Origin of the sequence: Stieleria mannarensis, assembly GCF_014154935.1 — a bacterium.
Classification (GTDB): domain Bacteria; phylum Planctomycetota; class Planctomycetia; order Pirellulales; family Pirellulaceae; genus Stieleria; species Stieleria mannarensis.
The window spans coordinates 202,499-226,888 of record NZ_JACEHH010000007.1; the positions used below are offsets into that span (position 1 = coordinate 202,499).

Annotated in this window: 17 protein-coding genes; 4 read left to right on the forward strand and 13 right to left on the reverse strand. The window is 60.4% G+C overall.

All coding sequences use genetic code 11. From position 1 onward, the window contains the following. Nucleotides 1-67: 67 nt before the first annotated feature. On the reverse strand, nucleotides 68-1,375 hold the full coding sequence (locus H1B37_RS07210) for a hypothetical protein (protein ID WP_182865953.1): 1,308 nt from the start codon (nucleotides 1,373-1,375) through the stop codon (nucleotides 68-70). A 154-nt stretch (nucleotides 1,376-1,529) separates the two neighbouring features. Between H1B37_RS07210 and H1B37_RS07215 the strand changes: the two genes are divergently transcribed. Beyond that, nucleotides 1,530-2,534: a leucine-rich repeat domain-containing protein gene (locus H1B37_RS07215; RefSeq protein WP_182865954.1), complete on the forward strand. Its 1,005-nt coding sequence runs from the start codon at nucleotides 1,530-1,532 to the stop codon at nucleotides 2,532-2,534. 268 nt (nucleotides 2,535-2,802) lie between these two features. On the opposite strand, the gene H1B37_RS07220 is transcribed toward H1B37_RS07215, so the two are convergent. The 6 genes from H1B37_RS07220 to H1B37_RS07245 form a co-directional block, all read right to left on the reverse strand. Further along, nucleotides 2,803-4,419 carry a hypothetical protein gene (locus H1B37_RS07220; protein WP_182865955.1) on the reverse strand — a complete coding sequence of 539 codons (1,617 nt, stop codon included), beginning with the start codon at nucleotides 4,417-4,419 and terminating at the stop codon, nucleotides 2,803-2,805. Between the two features lie 7 nt (nucleotides 4,420-4,426). Beyond that, nucleotides 4,427-5,194: a glycosyltransferase family 2 protein gene (locus H1B37_RS07225; protein WP_182865956.1), complete on the reverse strand. Its 768-nt coding sequence runs from the start codon at nucleotides 5,192-5,194 to the stop codon at nucleotides 4,427-4,429. A gap of 511 nt (nucleotides 5,195-5,705) precedes the next feature. Beyond that, a complete protein-coding gene (locus H1B37_RS07230; RefSeq protein ID WP_182865957.1) occupies nucleotides 5,706-6,503 on the reverse strand; it encodes a Nif3-like dinuclear metal center hexameric protein in 798 nt (265 codons plus the stop codon). Between the two features lie 185 nt (nucleotides 6,504-6,688). Next, complete coding sequence (gene infC, locus H1B37_RS07235) at nucleotides 6,689-7,219, reverse strand: translation initiation factor IF-3 (RefSeq protein ID WP_147870874.1); 531 nt, start codon at nucleotides 7,217-7,219, stop codon at nucleotides 6,689-6,691. A 279-nt stretch (nucleotides 7,220-7,498) separates the two neighbouring features. Further along, entirely contained in the window at nucleotides 7,499-7,762 is a 264-nt protein-coding gene (locus H1B37_RS07240; RefSeq protein WP_436298241.1) for an RNA-binding S4 domain-containing protein, read from the reverse strand. 330 nt (nucleotides 7,763-8,092) lie between these two features. Beyond that, complete coding sequence (locus tag H1B37_RS07245) at nucleotides 8,093-11,245, reverse strand: hypothetical protein (protein WP_182865958.1); 3,153 nt, start codon at nucleotides 11,243-11,245, stop codon at nucleotides 8,093-8,095. A 428-nt stretch (nucleotides 11,246-11,673) separates the two neighbouring features. Between H1B37_RS07245 and H1B37_RS07250 the strand changes: the two genes are divergently transcribed. From H1B37_RS07250 to H1B37_RS07260, 3 genes are all read left to right on the forward strand, one after another. After that, nucleotides 11,674-12,723: a transporter gene (locus H1B37_RS07250; RefSeq protein WP_182865959.1), complete on the forward strand. Its 1,050-nt coding sequence runs from the start codon at nucleotides 11,674-11,676 to the stop codon at nucleotides 12,721-12,723. Between the two features lie 36 nt (nucleotides 12,724-12,759). Then, the gene (gene dusB / locus H1B37_RS07255) at nucleotides 12,760-13,830 is read left to right on the forward strand and encodes a tRNA dihydrouridine synthase DusB (RefSeq protein ID WP_182865960.1); all 1,071 of its coding nucleotides are present in this window, start codon (nucleotides 12,760-12,762) and stop codon (nucleotides 13,828-13,830) included. Nucleotides 13,831-14,025: 195 nt separating this feature from the next. Further along, entirely contained in the window at nucleotides 14,026-14,877 is an 852-nt protein-coding gene (locus H1B37_RS07260; protein WP_182865961.1) for a DUF2092 domain-containing protein, read from the forward strand. 144 nt (nucleotides 14,878-15,021) lie between these two features. Here the strand turns inward: H1B37_RS07260 and H1B37_RS07265 are convergent, their stop codons facing one another. The 6 genes from H1B37_RS07265 to H1B37_RS07290 form a co-directional block, all read right to left on the reverse strand. Continuing rightward, a complete protein-coding gene (locus H1B37_RS07265; RefSeq protein ID WP_353620797.1) occupies nucleotides 15,022-17,664 on the reverse strand; it encodes a VWA domain-containing protein in 2,643 nt (880 codons plus the stop codon). Nucleotides 17,665-17,734: 70 nt separating this feature from the next. Beyond that, on the reverse strand, nucleotides 17,735-19,090 hold the full coding sequence (locus H1B37_RS07270; RefSeq protein ID WP_182865962.1) for a polysaccharide biosynthesis/export family protein: 1,356 nt from the start codon (nucleotides 19,088-19,090) through the stop codon (nucleotides 17,735-17,737). Between the two features lie 96 nt (nucleotides 19,091-19,186). Further along, entirely contained in the window at nucleotides 19,187-19,762 is a 576-nt protein-coding gene (locus tag H1B37_RS07275) for a hypothetical protein (protein WP_182865963.1), read from the reverse strand. A 332-nt stretch (nucleotides 19,763-20,094) separates the two neighbouring features. Further along, nucleotides 20,095-22,104: a vWA domain-containing protein gene (locus H1B37_RS07280; RefSeq protein WP_182865964.1), complete on the reverse strand. Its 2,010-nt coding sequence runs from the start codon at nucleotides 22,102-22,104 to the stop codon at nucleotides 20,095-20,097. A gap of 3 nt (nucleotides 22,105-22,107) precedes the next feature. Then, nucleotides 22,108-22,998 (reverse strand): DUF58 domain-containing protein, encoded by an 891-nt coding sequence (locus H1B37_RS07285; RefSeq protein ID WP_182865965.1) that lies wholly within the window; start codon nucleotides 22,996-22,998, stop codon nucleotides 22,108-22,110. 11 nt (nucleotides 22,999-23,009) lie between these two features. Beyond that, a complete protein-coding gene (locus H1B37_RS07290) occupies nucleotides 23,010-24,044 on the reverse strand; it encodes an AAA family ATPase (protein WP_436298242.1) in 1,035 nt (344 codons plus the stop codon). Between the last annotated feature and the right edge of the window lie 346 nt (nucleotides 24,045-24,390).

Below are 24,390 nucleotides of genomic sequence, written 5' to 3' on the forward strand. Positions count from 1 at the left end.
TCTGGCGAAGGTAGCTACGACGGCTCGGCGATTGACAACGTTTCGTGTGCAAATGATCGCTGTCCATTTATCGCTCGTCCGCCAGATAGACGATCGGGTAAGGCACCGGTTTTCGCGCCACCTCGACCGTACCGTTGCTGGCGCCGGTGTGCCAGGCGAGGATCCAGCGGCGGTCCTTCCGCAGGATCTGGCTGCGGAGCACCCGGGCAAAATCGGGATTGATGCCGTCTTGCTCGGAACCGAAGATTTCGTCGCCGATCTTGCGGATCACCGGCTCCAGTCGCTCGCCGGCGATGGCAAAGGCCGCCTGGGCCTTGGGGCTGCTCCAAACCCCACGCCAAACGTCGCGCAAGCGTTCATTTTCGACAAACGTTTCTTTCAAGATCGTTTGAATCAGTTGTCGACTCTCAGGATCCGACGCGATCTCTTCGGCCACCCCGGCCAGTTCCCTGCGGATCGCCGGGCTGGCCGAGATGTCACGGACGCTGCGTTGGATCGCGACGACGACCTCGTCCATGTGCTTTTCCAACACCGGAACAGCTTCTTCTTCGACAAACCGCTGCCATTCCTCGCGCACCAGATCCTTCCGCGGCAACGGCGTCTTGTCGTAGATCGCCCGCCAGCCGAAACGGAACAGCGACGCACGATCCCACATCTCGCGGCCGATCTCTTCGGCCGGCGGCTGACCGTGCTTTTTGACGATCGGCAAAATCTCTCGCCGCGCCAGCGGGATCAAGCGTTCTTGGACCAGCTGATCTTCCCATCGTTCCGCCGCGGCGTCCAGTTTGTCGCGATGCCGGGCGACCGCCAGACGAAACTCGTCCTCGATCACCGGCAACGACTGCTTCAAACTGTCTTCGACCAATGGGATAAACGCCCGCGACAAATCATCGCCGTGCGCCGCAATCGCGGCAGACAACTCGTCGCGAATCGCATTCTGCTTGGCCGGCGGAAATAGCGTTTCGACCACTTCGCTCAGCCGCCCCGTGCTGTGGTATTGAAACAGCTGGCATTGATCGGCCGGGACGTCCCAGTCGTACCACGTGATCGCGATCCGACGCCCACCCAACAATGCGGTGTCGGTCGGGACACCACGATCCGGCGGCAGGATCGATTCGACCCGCCCGGCCTGGTGATACTGCCCCGACTCGGTCGCCAAAAACACAGGGTCTCCCGGACGCAATCGTTCGATCGGGTCGACCACCTGGATCACCGTCTGCTGCCGCATCACATAGCGGGCGATCGACGCGACGGTCGATCGCGTCGAATCGTCGCTTTCGGCCGTTCGCATCCAGTGGACCGCAGCGGCGCCCGCCGTGATCAGCGCGACCGCCCAGACCGCCACACCCAGGAGCCGTTTTCTTGTCCGTTTCAAATCGTTCGTATTCCGTGGTGAAAACAAATGCGGCAGGGCCCGGAGCCGGGCGTTTTTCGTCGGCACTCACCAAAGCTTGGCAAACCAATTAGAATGGCGCCAACCTTCCTGTCCCCCCCTCCCGATTCCATTCTACGTGCGTCTGATGCCTGCCATGCAACAATTCGTCGCCCCATCGCGTCTCCTTGTACCAGTCCTGCTCGCTGCATTTCTAGCCGTTTCGGCTGGCCCGGCCCTCTCCGATGACAAACCGGAGGCGGAAAAGACTGAAAAGGTGGGCGCGGAAAAGCCCGAGGAAAAGAAGCCCGAGCCTAAGAAGCCCGCCGAAAAGAAACCTGCGGCGAAGAAGCCTGCGGAGAAAAAGGCAGAGCCCAAGAAAGAGACTCCCAAACCGGTCGTGTCGGCCTTCAAAGACAAGGCGCTCGAACAGGCGGTGCGGGCCGAAGTGTTCGCCAAACGGTTCAATGACGAACCGATCACCAAGGAGGACGTGGCCAATATCTCTCGCGTCGTCGGGGTCGGCAAACAAATCAAGGACCTGTCGGGGCTGGAACACTGCCACGCCCTGATGTTGATCGACTTGGCCGACAACCAGATCTCCGACTTGTCGCCGATCGCCAAGTTGAAACGGTTGCAATCGGTCACCCTGGCCGGCAACCGCATCAAGACCCTCGAACCGATCAATGAATTGACGGGGATGCAGTACTTGGATGTCTCCCGCAACGAGATCCAGGATCTGAGCCCGCTGGGCAAGATGTCCAACCTGCGGACGCTTTACTTGGCCGAGAACCGGGTCGCGTCGCTTGAGCCGATCGCGGCGTTGTCGAAAATCTGGTCGCTCGATGCGTCGGGAAATGAACTCAAGACGGTGGAACCGATCGCCGGGCTGAAGTGGATCACGTCGCTGGACCTGCGCAACAACTACGTCGAAGACGTCACGCCGATCGCGCAGCTGCCGGGTTTGAACATCCTGCAACTGAACAACAATCCGATCAAAGACCTGACGCCGTTGGTCAAGGCGTGCCAGGCGGACCAGGCCGGTGAGAATCGTTTCGCCCCCTACCTGCGGTTGTTCCTGGGCGGCAACGAGATCCCCGAAAAGGAAAAGACCGCCGCCATCGAAGCCCTCAAAGCCTGCGGCGTGAAGGTCAAGCAGTAAGGTCGCACTGTGCGTGACCTTTGGCCGATCCCGAGTGGCATGCTCGGGATGTGAAACTTGTTGCACCCTTGCGAGCAAGGCAATGTTGCCAGTCCAAGCTTGGTAGTCTCGTCTCTTTGCAAGACGGTCTTGATGATTCTGGCTCCCCTCTCCCCCGGAAAACTTGGCGAGCTTCAGCGAGTCAGGTTTTCCGGGGGAGAGGGGAGCTATTTTAGAGAGGGAACGCATCGTAATGAATCAGCAATACATTTCAGCCCCCCTACGTGCCCTACGCGTTTAGCATCTCCGCGTACGCGTCCCTCAAATATTCCAGCGGATAGATACAGAACGAGTGTTCGCGGCTGTTCCAGATCGCTGCCTCGCGGCGTCGATCTTGCAGTTGGCCCTTTTCTGCGGTCAGTCGGTCGCGCAGCGGTTGCAACTGGGACGCCATCTGTTGATTGAGCGTCGTGATTTGTTGGTGCCAATCGCGACGTCGGCCCTCTGGCGGGATCGACTGCAGTAACTGGCATTTGGCCGCGACCTTGTCCGGATCCAAACCGCCTTGTTCGGCATGACGTTCCGGTTGAAAGTCCAATTCGCGGAGCTGACGATTGTGGCGCCGGATCGCGTCGTCGATCTCCGCGACCGGATGCCGTTGATGCCCCGGCAACAAGACGGTGGCGCTAATCACCATGATCCCAGTCGGGTCGGTGCCCCAGAATGCCCGGCAGATCAAATCCCCCAGTTGGTCGTACTTCCCGCCGCCGATGCCGTGCAGGAAGAGATCGCTGAGCACCATCCGCGCGTACATGGTCGTGATCAACGCCCGGCTGCGGATCTTGAACTCGGGGCTGGCCAGCGCCAGAAAGGCTTCCGCGGCGGCGGGCTGCCCGGCCGCTTGGATTTTTCGGTGGCGTTTGTCGCGATCACTGATCTCCATCACCGTTCCGGCCTGGGACAGACGCACCCAAACGCTGCGTCGCTTGGGCGATTGGTTGCCGTACACCCAGAACGGAGCCTCGTACCAATCGCCGTCGCGGCCCAGGTTGGGGACCGGGTGGGCCTTGCTGCGAATCCCGTGCGCCGCGCGATAGAATTCCGCCGCGGCGTTGTAACAGTCGTGAAACCTGGGCAGGTCGCGCAGGATCTGCATCGCGAACGCGGCGAACGCGTCACCGCGACAAACGACGCTCTGCGGGATCTCCAGCGTCTGCAGTCCCAAGTCGGCCTCCAAGCTGTGCCTGCCCTGGGCGAGGGCACATCCGGCAAACCCACAACGATTGATCGCATCGCGGGCGTGCTGCCACAGCGAATGAATCAACGGGGCGTCAACGATTCCTGAAACCGCCTCGGCCACGTTTCGATCAAATGCGTCGAACAGCTCGCGGTCTTCGATCAACGATTGCTCATACGGCACCCCACCGCCGCGGCGGTCGAATGCGACGATTTCGTGTCGCAGCGTCCCGGTCCGGCGGTCCAAATGCGGAACCCGCACACTGCTGGGCCCGGCGACGTCGCTGTCGACGACCAGATTGATCGCCAGGGCGCCGGTCGTCTTGCCGACGTGATCGAGTGCAAAGTTCTTGAACCAAACCCCCGGGTGGAACAGCGTCGGCTGGTGACCGGCCATCACGATTTCGGATTCAGACGTGCCGGCAAAATCCACGTCGCGATAAGCCGACGTGTAGCGTCTGGCATCACGCAACAATTGATCGCGCGCCGGGCGGCGGAGCGAAGAAATCTCCGCGGGATAGGCATCGCCGCGCGACACGTTGTCCGACATGACCTTGGCGGCAACGCCGATCGCAGGCCGGACCAGGCGTTCGCAGTGACCGCGCGGCGCCTGATACGTTTCAAAATTCGAGTCGAACTCCGTTCCAACCGTCGGGTCTGGGCTGATCATTCGGCGTCTAGCGGGACTCGTGAACGCAAACCAAATCACCGCTCGACGCGTGGGTCACGTGCCGGCCGCTGGCACACAACCTGGCGATCTCGTCGTCGATCACCTGATTGTAGAGGGCGAGCCGCGTCTCCGCGTGATCAAGGGCCCCGCCGAAGGATCGCTGCAGATCCAGATAGATCAGCGGCACCGCCATTTCGACGATTCGCAACCCCGCCTCGGCCGCCTGGACCCACAACTGCAACGGCATCGCGTACCCGGTGTCGGTGATTGAAAAGTGCTGCAACGCCTCGCGACGATAGGCTTTGAACCCGCAAAACGCATCGGTCAATTTCAGACCCAGCCGGCGGTTCAAATCGGCGGTGATGCGGCGGTTGATAAACATCCGTTCTTCCGGCGGTGCATCATCGCCCTCAAAATACTGCAGGTAGCGGCTGCCGGAAACGATGTCGGCCTCGCGGGCCATGTCGATGAAGGCGGGAATCCGTTTCGGCTGGTGCTGGCCGTCGCAATCGAGCGTCACGACGCCGTCAAACCCATGCCGGATCGTGTAATCAAATGCGGTTTGCAGGGCCGCCCCGTAGCCCCGATTCTGCTCGTGACGAATCACCGTCACATCGCCACGCTGGGCGAGAAGTTTGTCGGTCCCGTCGGTCGAGCCGTCATCGACGACCAACACGTTGGACGAGTATTGAACGACCTGGTCCAAAATCTCGACCACGTAATCGACTTCGTTGTAAACCGGCAGGGCGGCAAGCCATTTCTCTCGTCTCGTCATTTCGACTCCATCGTCACGGTCGGTTCACTTCGGTTTGCTGCCGGCTGCGGCGGCGGGACGGATGTGTCCGGCCCGTGGGAGAGTACTCGTCCGCACAGTCCGGCCTTACAGCGGGAGCGCGAAATTCGGCGTCGCTGTGGCAGTCGCAAACCGCCCATTGTCGCATGAATCCACGCCCTGGAAAACCACGTTGCAAATGGCGCGCCACAGACATCCGGCCGCGGTACCCTCGGCGGCCGGGTCTGGGCGATCGATCAGGTACGATGGCCCCTTCCGGGCCGTCGTCGTAAACGCCTCGACGGATTAACCCTCCCTGGCAGGGAGGGTCGAGCGTCGCGAGGGGAGGGTTGATTCGTGGTGGTTGAGTTCTTCTGCGCGACAACGAACCCTCCCCGCGTCGTCGCTCACTCCTCCGCGACCCTCCCAGAGGGAGGGTAAATTCGTAGACGCCTGTTAAATCAGAGGTTCAAAACGGCACGACCTCTTACGCGTCGGCTAGCGCGAAACCGCGTCACACCGGCTGGATCGGGTCGGCCTCGGCCTTGCTGGGCCAGACCGTCAGCGCCGGGAATTCTTCGCCGATCCGGACCGCCAGCCGTTCCATCGCGAACCGTTCGCTATGGAAATGCCCGAGCAATCCGAGCGTCATCCCGCGCGACTCGGCTTCCAAGCAGTCGTGAAAACTCGCCTCGCCGGTGACCAACAGTTGACAACCGCAGCGCGCCGCCTGGGCAACGAACGAACCGCCGCTGCCGCAGGCAAAGCCGACTTTGGTGACCGGTTGGTCCAACGGTCCCACCCCGCGTGGTGCGGAAGCGGATTGAACCAGCGTGGCACAGCGTCGGATCACTTCACGCGCCGTCATCTCGGTTGTCAGCACGCCATAGCGTCCGCTGCCCAATTCGTTTTCGGGGGTGGGGGCGTTAATCGGGCGGACCGACTCCAACCCTAGCGACTGAGCCCAACTTTGGTTGATTCCTTCGGCAGCCGAATCGAACGCGGTGTGGGCGCTGTAAACGGCGATTTTGGCACCGATCAATCGCCACAGGATTTCGCCGGTGATCGAGTCGCAATTGATTCGTGGCAGCGGGCGAAAGGGGATCGGATGGTGGGTGACGATCAGGTCGGCCTGCTGATCGACCGCTTCGGTCGCCACGTCGGGCGTGAGGGTCAAACAGGTCAGAACGCGTGCGATTTCGCGGCCGCGGTCCCCGACCAATAAACCCACGTTGTCCCAGGATTCCGCCAGTTTCAGCGGAGCCCACTGAGCAAGTGCTTGGCAAACGGCATCGACGGTGACGGCGGGCATGGTGCCTTTCGCGAAGGGAAGCGGTCGTGGACGATGCGAGGAGTCCTCGCAATCGGTCATCCGAACGGACTGGTCGCCTCGTCCACGCCCCAAAAACCAAGCGAGGAGTCCTCGCAATTGATTACCTGGATGGACTCGTCGCCTCGTCCACTGCGGGGAAACCAAGGCTATCCAACGGGGTGTGGCTAGCGTGGGGCGATCATACAGATCATGCGGCGGCCGTGTTGCTGGGGGGCGGTTTCGACCTTGCCGACTTCGTCCAGCAATTCGATGACCTGCTCCATCACCTTGCGGCCTTCTTCGATGTGGGCCATCTCGCGACCACGGAACAGCACACTGACCTGCACTTTGTCTTTGTGCTTCAAGAACTTTTCGGCCCGACGAATCTTGGTCCGGATATCTTCGTCACCGGTTTTCGGCCGCAAGCGAATTTCTTTCGTCTTGGTATGACTTTGATTGCGGTTCGTCTTTTTGTTCTTGTCGTATTTGTATTTGCCGTAATCCATGATTCGGCAAACAGGGGGCCGCTCATTGGGAGCGACTTCAACCAGATCGAGTCCGACATCACGCGCCCGCTCGAGGGCGTCTTCGGTCGCGATCACTCCGAGTTGTTCGCCGGTTTCGCTGACCACTCGAATCGGACTGATGCGGATACTGGAATTGATGCGAACGGTGTCGCGATTGTCTGGTTGAGGGTTTCGTCGTGCCAACGCCACTAAAAGTTTCTGCTCCTGCCGGTGGGCATTCCGGACATCCGATAAAAAAGGCCTTGAGACCGGAGCGGCATTGAATCAACCAATCTCCTGTCTTAGGGGTTCGACCACGATTCTTTGGAACGTCCAAAAAATCGGGTTCGTCAACTGTAGCTCACCGAAGTGAACTAGACCGAGAAGGGCGGAAATTTTGCCGCCGCCGGATTTCTCGACTCTGCGCAGTATCCGGCGGGGGATCGGGGAGCGTCAACAGTGAAACTGCCGGTTTCAACGACTTTTCAGCTAACAATCGAAAAAGCTTTCGTCCAGCGTGACGCGTTGGCCCATGGTTTCCACCACATCGCCCAAAAACAGCTGTTTTCGCCGCCGCGTCTCAACTTCGCCGTTGACGCTCACCTGGCCGTCCTGGATCCAGATTTTCGCCTGACCGCCGGTGCCCACCAGTCCGGCCCGCTTGAGCACATCGTCCAGCCGCATCATCGGCCGGTCGGCGGAGCGGCCGGCGGCAGGTTGCGGGGAGTCGTCGTCAGCACTTGGGTCGGTCATCGGATCAGGAACGTCGTCAGGAGAGGGCGTGGTCGGGCGCAACGCCGACGTTTCACGGCGCGTATCGTAGCCTGATGCGTCCCTCCCTTCCAACGTCGAGCGGTTTATATCCTCTGATTTAACAGGCGTTTACGACTTCACCCTCCCTGTGGGAGGGTCGCGGAGGAGTGAGCGACGACGCGGGGAGGGTTGCCCCGCGACTTGACGCGACCGGCGAACGAAAGCTTGTCCGGCGATTCACCGTTCGACCTCCCCTCGCTGCGCTCGTCCCTCCTGCCAGGAGGGTTGCTTCCCAAAAAACGCACGACCTCGGCAGCGAGGGGCGAAATGCTACGCCGCTTTTTGGTCGTCGTCGCCATCCAGGCCGCCGATCGAGCCTCGCTCGCGACGCAGTGATCGGATCGTGGCCACTTGCGAGTGGATTTCGTTTTGCAGCTCGCGGATCGTCGCCTGAGCCCGCTCGTTGGCTTGCAAACTGTCCTCGTGTTCGGCACTGACGCGTTTCAGATGGGCGATCAGGTCCGCACTCTTGGCGGCCAGCATCTTGTTGGCCGCCCGCAATTCATCCAACTCTTCCAATTGTGATTGCAGTCGTTTGACGGTTGCCGTTTGCTGCTGCAACTGCTCGGACGCCTGACGCAAGTCCGCGATCGCGGTGTCGTGCTGTTTCGACTTTGTCGCCAAGCGTCGATCCAGATCGTCGACCGAAACGGCCTGCACTTCCAGGTCTTTGCCGAGCTTGGCGACCTGGCTTTCCAATGCCCCGTTGGCGGCGACCAGTTCGTCGCACCGCGTGCTGGCCTTTTCCAAGCGTTCGCGGGTGATCGTCAACTGTTTGTTGGTGGCTTCCAATTCGGCCACGCCGTGACGCAGCCGCAACAATTCGTCGCGCTGCTCGGCAAACGCCCGGGTCTGCAGATCGCTCTGTTCCTTCAATTCGATGACGTCGCGGTCTCGCATGTGCAATTGTTTTTCCAAATCGACCACCGACCCCATGCGTCGATTCAGGTCCGCGATCACCGCCTCGCGCTCGCTCAACTGCGCCGACAAGGTTTCGGCCTGGCGGCTCGATTTGGCCAGTTGTTCGTCTCTCGTCTCCAATTCTGCCCGCAGCGAGTCGACTTGCCCGAGTTGCTCTCGTAGGGTTTCGATTTCGGATTGGTGCCCATCAATGGTCTCGAGCAACGCGTTGCATTGGGCATCGGTTTCGTGGAGTTCGGACTGCGTTTCCTCGTAACGCTGCTGCAGATTCGCCAGCTCACGCTCGCTGTTCCGCAGGGTTTCGATCTCTCGGTCTTGATCGTTCAAACATTCCCGCAGCCCCGCCTCGGCCCGTTCCAGCTTCGCCACCCTTTCGGCCAACGATTGCTTCTCCTCGATCAAGGAATTGACGGTTTCGCATCGCTCGGTCAAATCACGGATCTCGTCGTCTCGGCCGCCCAGCTGCTCGGTCAAATCGTCGATCGTCGCTTGGCCTTCCTGGACCTTTTGCGACAGCGATTCGATTTCGGATTGCAGTGCTTCGAGCCGTTCGCATCGTTCGGTCAGTTCGACGATCTCGGCATCGCGATCACGCAGGTTGGTCGCCATGTGATCGAGTTTTTCCAGATTCGATTGCAGTTTGCCGGCGAGCGATTGATTGTCGTTCTCAATCGCCTCCATCAACTCCAACTGCTGTGAATGGTGGGCGACGGCTGCTTCACTGTCTTGCAATTGCGTCGTCAACTGTTGGATCGATTCCAAGGAGGCCTCCAGTCGCTGCGACAGCGATCCCTTTTCGCCTTCCAGGGTGCCGATCAGTTCCAGCCGCTCGGATTGCAAGGCGACGGTTTGCTCGGCGTCTTGCAGTTTCCCGGTCAGCCGGTCGATCGTCGCGGAGGCCTGGTCCAAGTTTTCCAGCAGTGACTGTTTCTCGGTTTCCAGCGAATCGATCACCTGCAAACGTTCTTGCAGTTGGGTGACGATGTGGTTGCTTTCGTTCAATTTGGCCGAAAGTCGATCGATGCTTTCCCGGCCCGAGGCGCACTGGCCGGTCAGCGATTTGACTTCGTTTTCCAGCGGCAGGATCGCTTCGCAGCGTCTCGACAGATCGGCAATCGTCGTCGTCTTTTCGCTCAGCTTGCGTTCCAGTTCGCCGCGGATGGCGCGCTCGTCATCGAGTTCGCTGGCGGAAAACTCCAATTCGGCATCCTGTTCTTCGATCCGTTCTTGCAACTCCGCCAGCTGCCGGAGTTCTTCGGATTGAATGTTGTTCTTGTCATGCAACGCCTCATTGACCTGTTTCAGCTGCTGCAGTTGTTCGAGCAGCTGGCGGACCTCCGCTTGGGCATCGGCACCTTCTTGTCGGGCGATCCTCAGTTCGTCGATTTCGCTGCGGAGCGATTCCACCACTTCGTCACGCTGCTGCAGCTCGCCAGTCGCAGCGTCGAGTCGGATTTCCAGATCGGTCAGCGTTTCGGTTTTGGTGGCGAGTTCGGCACGCACCGTTTCCAAGTCTTCTTCGGCGGCGGTGATCTGGTTTTGTTTCTGTTCGATCAGATCGGCCAGTCGTTCGTTCTGGTCGGCGGTCCGTTCGGCTTGGTCCAGGGCACTGGCGAGTTGCTGCTGCATCGTCTCGATGCTGGTAACGACCGACGCGTACTTCTGCGACGCCTCGTCGCGCTGTTGCCGGAACTCGTCGCGTTGCCGTTCGAGCGCTTCGATCGTCTGCTCTCGCTGCTCGGCGAGTTGCTCGGCGGAGGCTTCGGAGGCTTCGATTTTGGCTTGAACCTCATCCAGTTTCTCTTGGGTCGCCTGGCGGTACATTTCGGTTTCGGACAGCTCATTCTTCAGCCGTGCGATCAAAGCCTCGCGCTCGGCGACGTCCGATTCGCTGGCCTCCCCCAGACGTTCCACTTGCTCTTTGAGGTGCTGCAGTTCCGCGGCCTGAGCCTCATTGGTCTTCGTCAGCGACTCGATGATTGCGGTTTGACGCCCCAGTTCGTCGCCCGCTTCCAGCGCGGCGGTCTCATTGGCCGTGATCCGCAATTCCGCGGCATGTTTGTCGGCCAGCGCCTCCTCCAATTCACTCTTCAGCGAATCGTAGTCGTCTTGCAACGCTTGCAGTCTTTCTTGAGCACGTTGCAAGTCACCGTTTTCGATCGTCGCAGTTTCGCAAGTTTCGTCGATCGATGCTTGCAGCGTGGCGTTTTCTTGGCGCAGCGTCGTGGCTTCCTCGCGCAGCGTCACGGCTTCCTCGCGCGCCTGTTGCAAATCGTCGCGGTGCTGTTGCAGGGATTGCTCCAGCGAGCGGACCTCGGCATCGCGATCGGAGCCGTCTGGATCGGATGAATCACCGCCGGCAGCGGCAAGCTGTTCCTCCAGTTCGCTGATCTTTGCGTCCAGCCCACTGGTGTCGCGGTACCAGAACAGGTGCCCGAGCAACAGTCCGGCGGCAATGAAGATGAAAATCGAAACAACCGGTAAACCGAAGATTACGCCCATCAGTCGAATCCGTCCTGCGTCAATGACCAACCGCTGCGACCGGGCTGTCTCAATGTCGAGAAACTCGGAAAGATACGGTGTTTTGCGAAATTGGGCTCGCCATCCCTTGGGAGCCCGGCACCGGAGTTTGGCACCACCCCGGCGGCTATAGCAAATCGCCGGAGAACACGTCGAGCCGAGTTTGCGAACAATCGGTTTGCCCGGTCGTGAGGGCTGGAGTCACCCCAACGGCAGCCGATGAACCTTGCGCCGCCACGGGACGATGAAAACGAAACCGCCCCCGTGAATGGGCCCGCAATGACGTAGCGGAACTCGCCAAGAGTTTCGCTCTCCTAGCGGTCAATGGCCGCGCGTCGCCGCGACGGCTCCTACGCCGATTGAAAATCGGGTCCCAAACCATTGTTTGTCCCCTGCAAGGATGCACTCCCATGACGGTGAAAACCTTTCGTTCCCTCGCAGCCCTGGCGTCGCTGCTGCTGCTTCAGTTCGCAGCCGTCGCCGACCATCCCGGCCGCAAGTCCTTGGCCGATAAACATGGTCCGGCCGGGATCGCCGGTGACCACGTCCACGAAAAGGGGGAATGGATGGTCGAGTACAAGTACATGAACATGTACATGGAGGACAATCGGATCGGCGATCGGACGGTCAGCGACTCCGAAGCGATCGCCTTCGGTGCGACCAGTTCACCGGTCACCAACCGGATGGCGGCACCGACCCAGATGACCATGGAAATGCACATGGCGCACATCATGTACGGTGCCACCGACAACGTGACGCTGTACACAATGCTGATGCTGCCCAGCCTGACGATGGACCACATCCGCGGTCCGATGAACCCCGCCGGCCCGGGGACCGAGTTCACCACGCACAACAGCGGTTTCGGCGACACCGCGATCGGCGCACTGCTGCGACTGTACAGCACCGAGCGCTGCGATTGGATGCTGAACCTGGGCGGATCGGTGCCGACCGGCGACATCTTTCGTACCTCGACGACGCCGACCGGCGGGATGATGTCCCAGGCGTTGCCCTACCCGATGCGACTGGGCAGCGGGACCTTCAACGCCCGCCCCGGCATGACCGTGCGCTACTTTGCCGACTGCTGGAGCTGGGGCGGCCAGATCCAGTCGGATCTGCCGATGGGCAAGAACTATCGGGATTACCGTCTGGGAGCCGAAGTCCGGCTGAACACCTGGACCCAGTATCTGGTTTGTGACCACTTCGCGCTGTCGCTGCGGGGGGAACACGTCTGGCGGGACGACATCCAGGGTGCGGACCCGGCGACCCCTGACATGGGAATCAGTACCAACGTCGAAAGTTTTCGCGGCGGATACTGGTACAACCTGGGTGTCGGCGGCCAGCTGAACTGGAAAGGCCACTACCTGAACTTCGAAATCGTGCCGACGCTGGCCCAGGACTTGGACGGGATCCAGTTGGAGACGGATTATTCGATCATTGCCAGTTGGTCGCGAGCGTTTTAGAGTGACGGGGAACGATTCCCCGTAAACACGCTTGCCATGCCACGCCCCTTCCCCCCACCAGCCTTTCGAATCGGCGATTTGGTCGTCGATCCGCCGATTTTGCAAGCCCCGATGGCGGGCTTCACCAATGCCGCGTTCCGGCAGATGGTCCGTGAATACGGCGGCGCAGGGCTGATCGCGACCGAGATGGTGAACGCTCGAGGCTTCGTCTGGATGGACGAAAACGAAGCCGAGCACCCCGAGCGTTTGTGGGGCGTGGCAGACGAACCGCGCCCGTTGGCGGTCCAAATCTGGGACAATGATCCGGAAACCATGGCCAAGGTCGGTCGCCGATTGGCCGAAGAGTACCAAGTCAGCGTCGTGGATATTAATTTCGGCTGCCCGGTGCGTCAGGTCACCGAAAAGGCACACAGCGGAAGCTATCTGCTGCGGACCCCGCAGCGGATGTTCGAGATCATTTCGCGACTGGTCAAGGCCTGTGCCCCGACCCCCGTGACCGCCAAGATTCGCCTCGGCTGCAGCCCCGAATCGGTCAATTGCAACGAGGTCGCGCGGGTGGTCGAAGAAGCCGGGGCGGCGGCGCTGACCGTTCACGGCCGGACCGCCAAAGACATGTTTCGCGGCCACGCCGATTGGGACCGCATCAGCGAAATCAAAGCCCACCTGAAACAGATTCCGCTGATCGGAAACGGCGACTTGGACTCGGCGGAAAAAGTCGTCCATGCGTTTCAAAACTACGACGTCGACGGCGTCATGATCGCCCGCGCCTGCCTCGGTCGGCCCTGGCTGTTCGCCCAAGCCGCCGCCGCTCTCCGCGGCCAGCCGATCCCACCCGAACCCAGCCTGAGTGAGCAACGCCAATGCATGCTGCACCACTACGACCTGGTCAAGGAACGTTTCGGTGAAGAAAAAGGCACCATTTTGATGCGGAAATACGCCTGTTGTTACGCCCAAGGAAAGTACGGGGCCAGACATTTCCGCACCCATGTGGCCGGCGTGTCCAGCGCCGAGGAGTTCTACCGAGTGGTCGAAGAATACTTTCCGATGAAGACCAAAGAAGAAATTCGCGCCGAGCGCGAAGCCGAGCAGGCGAGTTCAATGACGTAGCCACTTGACGGTGTGTCGCAAGCGTCGCCGTGTTCTCCGAACTCGGCGTACGCGGAAAAGCAGAGCTTTGCCCCCGCGCCGACCTCGGAGAGGACGGCGACGGTTTGACCCGATCGAATACAATTTGATCGCCGGGTCGGGAATCCGCCGGCAATCCAAGATGCTCCCTGTGCAATGTTGCATTTCTTTCAGCCAATGACGGACGTTATCCCGATGTTGCTAGCGGCACGATATCGTGTTCACACGTTCGTCTCCCTTGTCGTCTTGACGATGCCTCTTGCCGGGGTGAGGGCGCAGGAAACGCAACCCGACGCGCCAGAGTCGGCCGAATCCACGCCGGACCTAAAGGCACTGCAGCCCTTGTTCGACCGGCTAACCCAAGCGAAATCGACTCGGGCGACCGTCGAACTGTCCGCCGACACGATCATCGACGGCGCCGTGATCAACACCCAAACCTCGGTGTACCAGATCGCATCACAGGCTCCCGATCACTACACGATCTACTTGAAGGACCCCAACCAACGGGTGCGGATTTTCAGCGACGGCAAAACCACGACGGTGGCCCTGTCCGAACAGGCCTTCACTCAGCTCGATCAGCCGCTCGCGATGCAGCAGGCGGTGTTCGAGTTGCCGCTGGCGATGGGCCCGTATCCGGAACCCGTTTTGGCCCTGACGCTCTCGGGCATCGATCCCGCACTTTCGCTGACCGCGGGAATGAAGTCGGTGCGTCTGGTCGACCGCAATCCGTTTCGCGGCGAAACCCCGGCGATCCACTTCCAGGGCATTCAAGAAGACAACGTCCAATGGGACTTGTGGATCACGCAAGACAAAGCGCCCCGACCGCTGCGTCTGCGTGTGGATCTGACGGAGATGTTGCGGGCCAGCGGCGGGTTGGAACTGCCCGCCGGCTATCGCTACGCACTGCGATTCGATTTCACCACGTGGCGGATCGATCACCCCAATGCCGAATCGTTGTTTCGCTACAAGAAGATCACCGGCGCGAAGGAGTACGAATCGGTCCAGGCGTACTTCGATCAAACAAAGTGATCGATGCAATCTTCCTCCCCCAAAATCTTCCTACCTCCTAAATCTTCCTACCTCTCTACGGCGCTGCCAATCCGGTAGAAACCAGAGGAGGGAAGGCAGAATGATTCGGGGCAGAATAATGAAGCGAGGGAAGCGGTGAGATCGTCACGGCGCCAGTTCGATGCGTCGCAGCGCGACGTCGGCGACGAAGACCGACATCGCGATCATCAGCAACCAGGGCCACAGCGGCATCGGCTCGCGGGCGGTCGCCTCGACCGGTTCGGCGATCGCTTCGGGCGACGGATCGAATCGACCGCCGCTGACCGTCGCAACCCGCTCCAGGGTCTTTGTCGCGGTGGGCAACAACCGCAATTCGTCGCTGTAGCCGACCGAGATCCCGCGCGAGGAGCGCTGGGTCGATCCGGATTTCCGCGTCTGGGCCAGATCCAGGTGATACGCCCCCCGTCGATCGGTTTTGATCTGGGCTTCGAAACGTCCCGGAGCGGTCTGCCGCATTGACAGTTTCTTGCGGTCCAAACCGGGATCAATCAACGTCAACTCCGTCGTGGCGTTGTCAATGAACGCACCGTTTTGGTCCACCGAATCGAGCGAGACGAACGTGGTTTCACCTTCGCGGCGGACATCGACGAACACGCCTCGATTGTCATCCTTGCGCATCGCGTGACGAATGATCTGAGCCCAAAACGGTCCAAAGTCCGGCCACGCCAACCATTCACCGGCCCAACGATTTTTGGCATCACTGGTGAACGCGACCGACATGCCCAATCCATACCGCCACCATGCCAACAAGGGATCTCCCGACTCGCTGGCCAGAATGAACTCCGCGGTCGGTTTGGGACGGGTGACCACATAGCCGAGCAACAGCGGTGACAGTTCCAAATCGATGCCTTCCAAGACGGCGGTGGGACGGACCAATTGTGCGGTGAAGGGCAACTCGTTGATCGCCGACTTGCTCGCTTCCACCGTTTCTTTGGCGAACACCTGGGGGACGGCATCGGGCGAATCGCAGAAGTAATAGCGTCCGCCACCGATCTGTGCCAGTTCCTCCAACAGGTCCTCACTGGCCCCTTGGCCGAGCGCGACGGTGGACAGCGTGATCCGGTTGGCGGACATGTCCGATGCGGCGCCCTGAAAATCCCCCGGCGAGGAAACGCCGTCGGTCATCAAGATGACGTGTTTCAGTTTTGCCGTCGCCGCGCGGAGGGCGTCCAGGGCGTCGACCATACCGGGATACATGTTCGTGCCGCCGGAGGCTTCGATGGTGCTAATCGCATCGATGATTTGCCCCTTGTCCGACGTCGACCGCAATTCAGAAACGGTGTACGCCGAACCGTCAAAGGCGATCACGCCGATCGCGTCACGCGGCCCGAGCAATTCCACCGCGGCGCGGGCGGCGTCCTTGGCAAGCTCGATCTTTTGGCCGCCCATCGAGCCGCTTTTGTCGATCACCAACATCATCGCCAACGAAGGCTTCTCGCGTTCCTTTTCAAAGTTGCTGCGGACCGGCAAGATCTCCTCGACTTGGGTTCGGTAATAACCGCCCAGCCCGAACGACTGGTCACCGCCCAGCATGATCAATCCGCCGCCGAGTTCCTTGACGTAGATTCGGATTAAATCCATCTGCCGCATCGACATGGCCGTCGCGGGAACGTTCGACAGGACCAGACACTCATAGCCTTGGATCTCCGTCAGATCGCTCGGGATCCCCTCGGGCGGTCGCACCTCGACGTCGATCGATTGCTCGTCCAGGGCCCAACGCAGTGAATCGGTTTGGTCCACGTCCGGGTCGATCAACAACACACGTGGGCGTCCCTGGGCATAGACCACGGTTTCGGATGCATTGTTGTCCAATAACGTGTCATCGAATCCACGCAACCGCGCGGCAAACGATTCCTGCCGCTTGCCCAAAACGGTTTGACGGAACCGAAACGTGTTTTCGCCCTTCTTGATTTTGACCGGTTTGGGTTCTTCGTCTCCAATTTGGATGTCGCCGCGATACAGATCGATGTAGCCCTCGGTGTCCCGATTGCTGCTGACGACAACTTCGACGAAGAACGGTTGGCCTTGCCGGACCTGTGTCGGAGCGTCGACGCGCGTCAGCTGGACTTCGGGATCGCTACGTGACGGCAGCGGGACGGTCCAGATCGGCACACCGCCCTGGGCCGCGGTGGCGATCACGTCGCCTCCCTCGGTCGCATTGCCGTCGGACAACAACACCACTCGGCGAACCCGCGACGGCGGCATCGATGCGATCGCGGTCCGGACGGCGGCTTCCAAATCGGTCCCGCGACGCGCTGCCGGATCATCTGCCGGTTCGTCCGCCGCGCCAGTCGATGGCGGAGACGTTTCATCGGCGGCGAGCGGATCGCCGGTTGCCTCAGCGTCCGGCGATGCGTCTTCCCCCGCCGGTTCGTCCGCCGCGACGGACGACCACTGTTCCTGCAACTGTCTCGGTTGGCGGTCAAATTCCAGAAAGCGAACCTCGACGTCCGCCTGTTCGGCCGCCTTGATCGACTGCTGCAAAAACGTGTCCGCTTTCTCCCGCGCCGCCTGGTCGATGCTCTCGCTGCGATCGATCGCAAACACGACCATTTGCCGATCGGTTTCTCGCATCAGCACCGGCCCGGCCAGCGCCGCAACCAGCAACCCCAAGACCACCGCCCGCAACACCAGCGAGACACGTTTTTGCCAGATCGGAAAATCGCTCAACGAGCGGAGGTGGTACCAGATCAAAAACGGCACTGCCGGAATCAACAGGTACAACCAGGTAAAATCGGACCACTGCACTGGAACGTTTCCCCGAGTGAAAAACAGGAGTTCGCAACAGCGTAGACTATAGCAGGTCTGTGGTTCCGATTTAGTCTTGGAACAACTCCCGGATCCCAAAGGTGAAGAAAGTTGCGATGCCGAAATTGACAAGCTCTTCCTGGGGTTTGTAACGCAGGATCAGCGTGTCGCCGGGCTGCACCAAAATGTTCTCTCGCGAGTTGTTCATCGCGACTTGCAGGTCGACGGCAATGTTGTAGGTCCGTCCGCAAGGCAGCTTGCGAATGATGTACAGTTGTGACGGACTGGGTCCGCCCAAACCTCCCAGCATTCCGCCGCCCATTCCACCGCCACCGCCCATTCCACCTTGGCCGGACGAGGCCACGCCAGAACCGGCGAGTGCGATTGCGCCCAGCACATCCAGATCATAATCACGTGGCAACGGAAACTGCCCTCCGCCGAGTAACCCGCCGGTGTAGAACAATTCGGTCTCTCGCGATTCGACCATCACGATGTCACCGGTTTGCAGGATCACATCAGAGGGGCGAATATTGGGTTCGTTACCGGGGTAGTATCGCAGCGGAATCCGAACCACGAATTGCTTTTCCAACAGGTGTTCATCGAACGCGATGCAATTCGGATCGGTCGAAAGATAATCATGGACCAGCGGGACGCCTTGGCCGAAACATCCGCCGCCGCAATCCTGCGCCAACAACTGGCTCATCAATTCATGCCGTCGCTCGGCCGGGATTTGTGACGTCTTGTAAATCACAACCTCATTTTTCTCGTTGAATCCGGGCATCCCGCCGGACTCCATCAACGCGTTCAGGACATCATTTCGTTTTTCCGGCAAATCCAGGGTGTAGCCGGCGGCCGTTCCGTCGGTTCGCTCACTGCTCGCGTTAGACCGGATGACGGTGATGGTGTGAGAGCGACGCTGCATCAACGACACCACCGGATAATTCACTCCGGGCGGCAAGATCTCTTCTTCTCGGTATCGCCGCGTGATCTCCTCCCGGGTTTGGTCAAGCGTCATGCCGGCGACGGAGAACGCGGGCAGCAGCGGCAGGTTCACCACGCCGCCTTCTTGCACGGGAATCGGGTACCCGATCGACGGTTGCAGAAACGATTGGTCGGTCGGAAGATTCACCGGCGGCGGTGTCGGCGGAGTGTTGGGAGCCGAAAACGGCAGCACGCCGTCGATGTAAACGCTCAACACATCGCCCTCGTCCAGCATGTAGACGTCTTCGTTGGGACGAGCGAGCAAGACGGCGGGGACGTCCACCTGGTCGCGTTTGGGCACGCCCAACAACTCATCGGGCAGATCGAAAACCGGAATCCCGGTCACCGGTGTCAACACGGACGTGCAGCCGCTGCTTGCCACGACCAGCAAGGCATACAAGGCGAGCCTGCAAACAGAGGCGACGTTGTGAATGTGGTTGTCCATTCTTGGCATCCTTGCCGAAACGGGAATCTTATATGGGCTCGATCGTTCAACATGCCGCACCGGTCCATGTGCGACGCTTGCAAGACAGTCCTTGACCTAAATCAAATCGGTATTGTCTGCTTCCGGTGTCTCGGGAGTGGGCAGCGGCTGCATTTCCAGCTCCACCTCCGGCGCCGTTTGTGGCGGCTGCTGGGGGAGCAACTCGTACCTCTCGGTCGGTTCCGGCGTGGTCGTCTGGGCTTCTCCGCGACAACCGCACAACGCCAACGCCAGTTCGGGATTGAGCGGTGCCAAACGCCATCGGTCCACGCCGCGGGCGACCGCATCGACGTGCCCAAAGTTGTAACCCTGGTACCACGGCACGGCCGCCGGATAGGTTTGGTGAATCGCGTGGGCACTCAGCAGTCGCCGCTCGGGCACCGGCGGCGGACACTCGCCCATTCCCATCGCGGTATCGACGTAGGCCGCGATGTACCCCGCTTCGGCGTCGGACGCACAGGGCGACGAAGCGTAACTGCTCTGGTAGCTCTGCTCCCAATTGCGCTGTGCCTCCTTGGTGGCCCGAATCTTGATGACGTTGCGTTTTGCCGCCGATGCAAATGGCTGCAACGTCGATTTAAACGCGTCGACCACGCATCCGGAGCTACAAAGTGTCGCGAGTGCAACGATCATGCCGCCGCAGCGAAGCGAAGCCGAACGTGCGACGGAACGTCTCGGGTTGCCCCGAAGCTGAGGATGGTTTTCGTGCATTGCGTCACTCCGTTGTCGCACACCTGTCTGAGACTTCGTCTCGGATCGACGCACCGCATGCCGTGCAAGGATTGCCGACCGATCCAGTGTTCATGATCGGCAGCTCGCGGCGCCGAGACGCCTGATTCCTGCCGAGTCGGTTCATCCGCGACAAGTGTTACAGCCGGAATAAAGACGGCCAGAGGGACGCGCATGGCAGAGCCCCACGGGCGCCACCCCGGAAGGGACAATCGTACGCTACGCAAGCGATCGCCCTACGCGACGACCCGGCGCTGGTAGAGCGCCCATTCGGTGATCACCAGCCCGGCGGCCAGCAGGATCAGATAGAACCAGGGAGAGCGACCGGCCGGCGGCAATTCCCCGGCGGACGTTTCGGGCAATTCCGGTACCCGCAAATCGCTTTCGTTGGCATTGGAAAGATTGACGGCGACCAGATTGGCGTCGTCACCGGCACCGGGCGTTGCGGTTTCTGCACGCTCTGCGTCGGCGTCGTCTTCGCTGGCCAAACGATACACACCGGTCTGGTCCAGCGGCCCCAGTTTGACCTTGTTGCGATCAACGGTGACCAACGAACGTTCACCCGTGGGCGCGATCAGCTGGGCCGTTTGTGACGACGATTCGTCGGCAACGTCCCAGGGGACATCGCGGGTCTGGCCGGTCGCGATCGCCGGACGAATCTCGCCGGTTTCGCGATAGAACCAATTCATCGCGTTGGTCATCAAGACGGGAAAGGCGATCCGCAGCGGCAGATCGCTGCTGTCCAAATCCGACGCCAACAACAAGATCCGCCCTTCGCTGCGTTCGATCGACACGCACACGCGATCCCCACCGGCGGTTTCCAACAACGTCGTCGGCGCGCCCAACGCTTCGTTGACCTCCAGGTCACGCCCGCCGGACAAAATCACGTTTTGCAGTTGCACGTGCCGCAGCAGCGGAGACTGTTTGTCTTGGTCGGCAATGATCGGCTGCTCGACCCGCTGGCCCAACCGCCACGCCGGCTGCCCGTCCGGACCAACAGGCGGCCCCGAATCCGGAATGTCCACCAACAACACCGGTCCATCGGGAAGACGCTCGGGGACGGTGCCTGCAAACACACTCAACGGCGTCGTCGCGTCGTTGCTTTCCGAATCGGGAGCCATGATCCGGACCAACGGAATCGACTCCAATACACGTCGCAGGTAATACGACTCGGACGCATCACCGGTGACCAGCCTGACCGGGATCTCCGGCCGATCGGGCAAGATCGCCCGCGCGACGTCGTCCGCCGGCAACACGTCGTCCGTTTTCAATTTTCCCGTCAACACGCCTCCGGCCCTGGACGTACCGTCGATCTGTTTGCGAAACGCCCCCTCGGCTTCGATCTCTAAGGGGATCACATCGACCAGAGCGTCGTCCAATTGGAGCGTCAGCCGGGTCTCGACCGGATCGGAGGAAAAGTTTTTGACTTCGACCAATAGCGAATACCCGATCGGATCGACGGTGGAACGTCGGACTTGGAACGTGGTGATCGCCAGGTTGTCGGCCGAAGTGCCGACTTGGATCCAGCGGACATCGTCACCGGAGAGCAGGTCACCGGAGAGCAGGTCGGGTCGCACCGTGGCGGCTTCGAATTCGGCGTCATCGCTGAGCACGCCAGAGGGTGACTGTTGACCGGCCAGCCGGTCGCGATCCGGGATGCCGCCATCGCTGAAGACGACGATCCGCCGCTTTTGATCATCGGCCGCCAATCGCCGCGCCGCAGCGATCGCCTCGCCGATTCGGGTCGGACCATCGGTCGGTTGAATTTCCAACAACGCCTCTTGCACGGTCGGCGCGAAATCGGACATCCCCACCACCACGCGGACACTGGCCCCGGCGGTGATCAAGGCGATGTTGTCGCCCGAACGCAGGGTTCCGGCAACGTCCGATGCCCGCTCGATCGCCTGTTGCAACCGACTCTTGCCCGACGCCGGGTCGACCGCCCGCATGCTGGCCGAGTTGTCGACGACCAGGATCAGATCCTGACCGGTGTCTTCTTGCGAATTCCAAAGCGGATCGGCGATCGCCAAACCCAGCAAGGTGACGAACACCAATTGCAGCAACAGCGAAATCCAGTGTCGCAAGTTCTGCCAAAGCGATCGTTGACGCTTCTGTTCGAAAACCTGGTCCCAGAACAACAACGTTGCCACCGGACGCCGGCGCAACCGAGTTTTCAAAATGTAAAAGGCGATGATCGGCAGCGCGGCCAACAGCCAAAACAATTTGTCCGGAGAAGCAAATGACATCGGTTACCCCACCGCCGCGGCGCGCATCATTTTTAACAACACGGCATCAAACGGGACGTCCGTTGTGGTGCGTGTGTGGGCCAACCCGTGCGTTCGACAATACGTTTCGACGTCCTGCACAAACGTTTCGAACAGCTGGCGGTACTGTCGAAGCTTTCGTTCGGTCACCGTCACTTTCTTCTCCGTGCCCGTTTCGCAATCGACCAACTGGACGTCCCCCAAAAGCTTCGGGTCCGCTTCGCTGCGGGTGTGAATTTGAATCACGTGGGGTTCGAACTGTGCGTAACGCAAACGATCGACGCCTTCGCGAAACCCTTCTTGATCAAACAGGTCGCTGATCACGATCGCCAAACCGGTTCGTGGGGCGCGTCCGACGAACTCGCCGACGGTGCGGCGCAGGTCCGTTTTTTCGCCATGGCACTTCAGCCCTTCCAGAAACCGCAGCACACTCAAAATCTGGTCTTTCCCGCGCACCAGCGGCATCACCACTTTGACACCGTCGGCGTAGGCGACGATCGACACCCGGTCCAAATCCGCCAGTGCGATGTAGGCCAAGGCGGCGGCGATCTGCCGCGCGAGCGTGAATTTCGGCGGGTCCGGGTCGACCGCCCCGTTGGTTTCCACGTGCATGCTCTGCGATGCATCGAGCAACAGGTAGACGTGCAAGTCCTCTTCTTCCTGGAACCGCTTCAGCAGCAAGTCGCCGTGCCGCGCATACACGTTCCAGTCCAGGTAGCGCAGGTCATCGCCGTGCATGTACTCGCGGTGGTCGGAAAACTCGATGCCGCCACCGGTCTGCATCGTCCGCCGCTGTGCGAGCAGTTGGCCCTGGAACATCCGCTTGCTGAGCAGAGACAGGTATTCGAGCTGTTTTAGGAAATCGGAGTCGAACATGAATGATGCGGCTACCCGGCCAATGCCGCTTCCTGACCCACCTTCTCCAGCAGGTCATCGATGATCTTGTCGACCACGATGCCTTCGGCCTGGCCTTCAAAGTTCAACATCACCCGGTGACGCAGAACGGCGTGGGCGACCGACCTCAGGTCGTCTTTGCAGACGTGGAAACGGCCGTCCAAGACGGCTTTGATTTTGGCACACAAGATCAGCGCCTGGGCACCGCGGGGGCTGCTGCCGTAACGCACGAACTGACGCACCATCGCCGTGGCCGCCTCGTGTTCGGGATGGGTGCCCATCACCAACAAAATCGCATAGCGTCGCACTTCATCGGCGATCGGGATCTGCCGCGAAAGATCACGCAGCCGCAACACCCGATCGCCCGAAATCACTTTTCCCGGTGGAGGGATTTCACCGGCGGTCGTCCGGTCCATGATCGTTTCCATTTCCTCGGTCGTCGGAAACGGAACGAGCAACTTCATCAGGAAACGATCCAGTTGGGCTTCGGGTAACGGATACGTGCCTTCCATCTCCAACGGGTTTTGCGTGGCCAGCACAAAGAACACGCCGTCCAACTGGTGTGACGTGCCGGCGACCGTCACGCTGTGTTCCTGCATCGCCTCCAACAACGCGGACTGGGTCTTCGGCGTCGCACGGTTGATTTCATCCGCCAGAACGACGTTGGCAAACAACGGCCCACGCTGAAATTGAAATTCCTTCTGCCCCCCGTCGCCTTCGACCAGGATGTTGGTCCCGATCAAATCGGCGGGCATCAAGTCGGGTGTGAATTGGATTCGACTGAACGGTGCCTCCAACACTTCACTGAGCGTTCGCACCAGCAACGTTTTCCCCAACCCCGGCACGCCTTCGAGCAACACGTGCCCACCGGCGATCATCGAGATCAACACCCCGTCGACGATCGGCTCCTGTCCGACGATTCGCTTGGCCACCTCGGCTCGCAACTGCTCGAACTCGCTGCGGAAACGCCTCAGCTCGGCACGAAACTCTTCCTCGGACAACTGCATCGTTTGTATTCCGTCTCGCATTGGAAATCTGATCGGGGCGATCTGCCGGCTGGATTGACCGGTCCGCCATCCCCCGGCATCGGGACGTTAGTGATAACCGTTCTGGTCAGCAGATGCAAAGGATTTGGTCAATTTCGTTAGACGGATTGTCTGGAAAAAATCTTTCGCTCCCCGATCGATCGGGGGCGACACCTGCCAACCGCCGCGTCTTCGTTGCGGTACATTGATGATCACCGATGGCGAATCGAACTTCATCAACCCACCTCTTTCAAAATCCGATGCGCGTATTTTCAACGTGGCCCCTTGTCCCAGGTCCCCTTGTCCCAGGCCCCCTTGTCCCAGGTCCCCTTGTCCCAGGTCCCCTTGT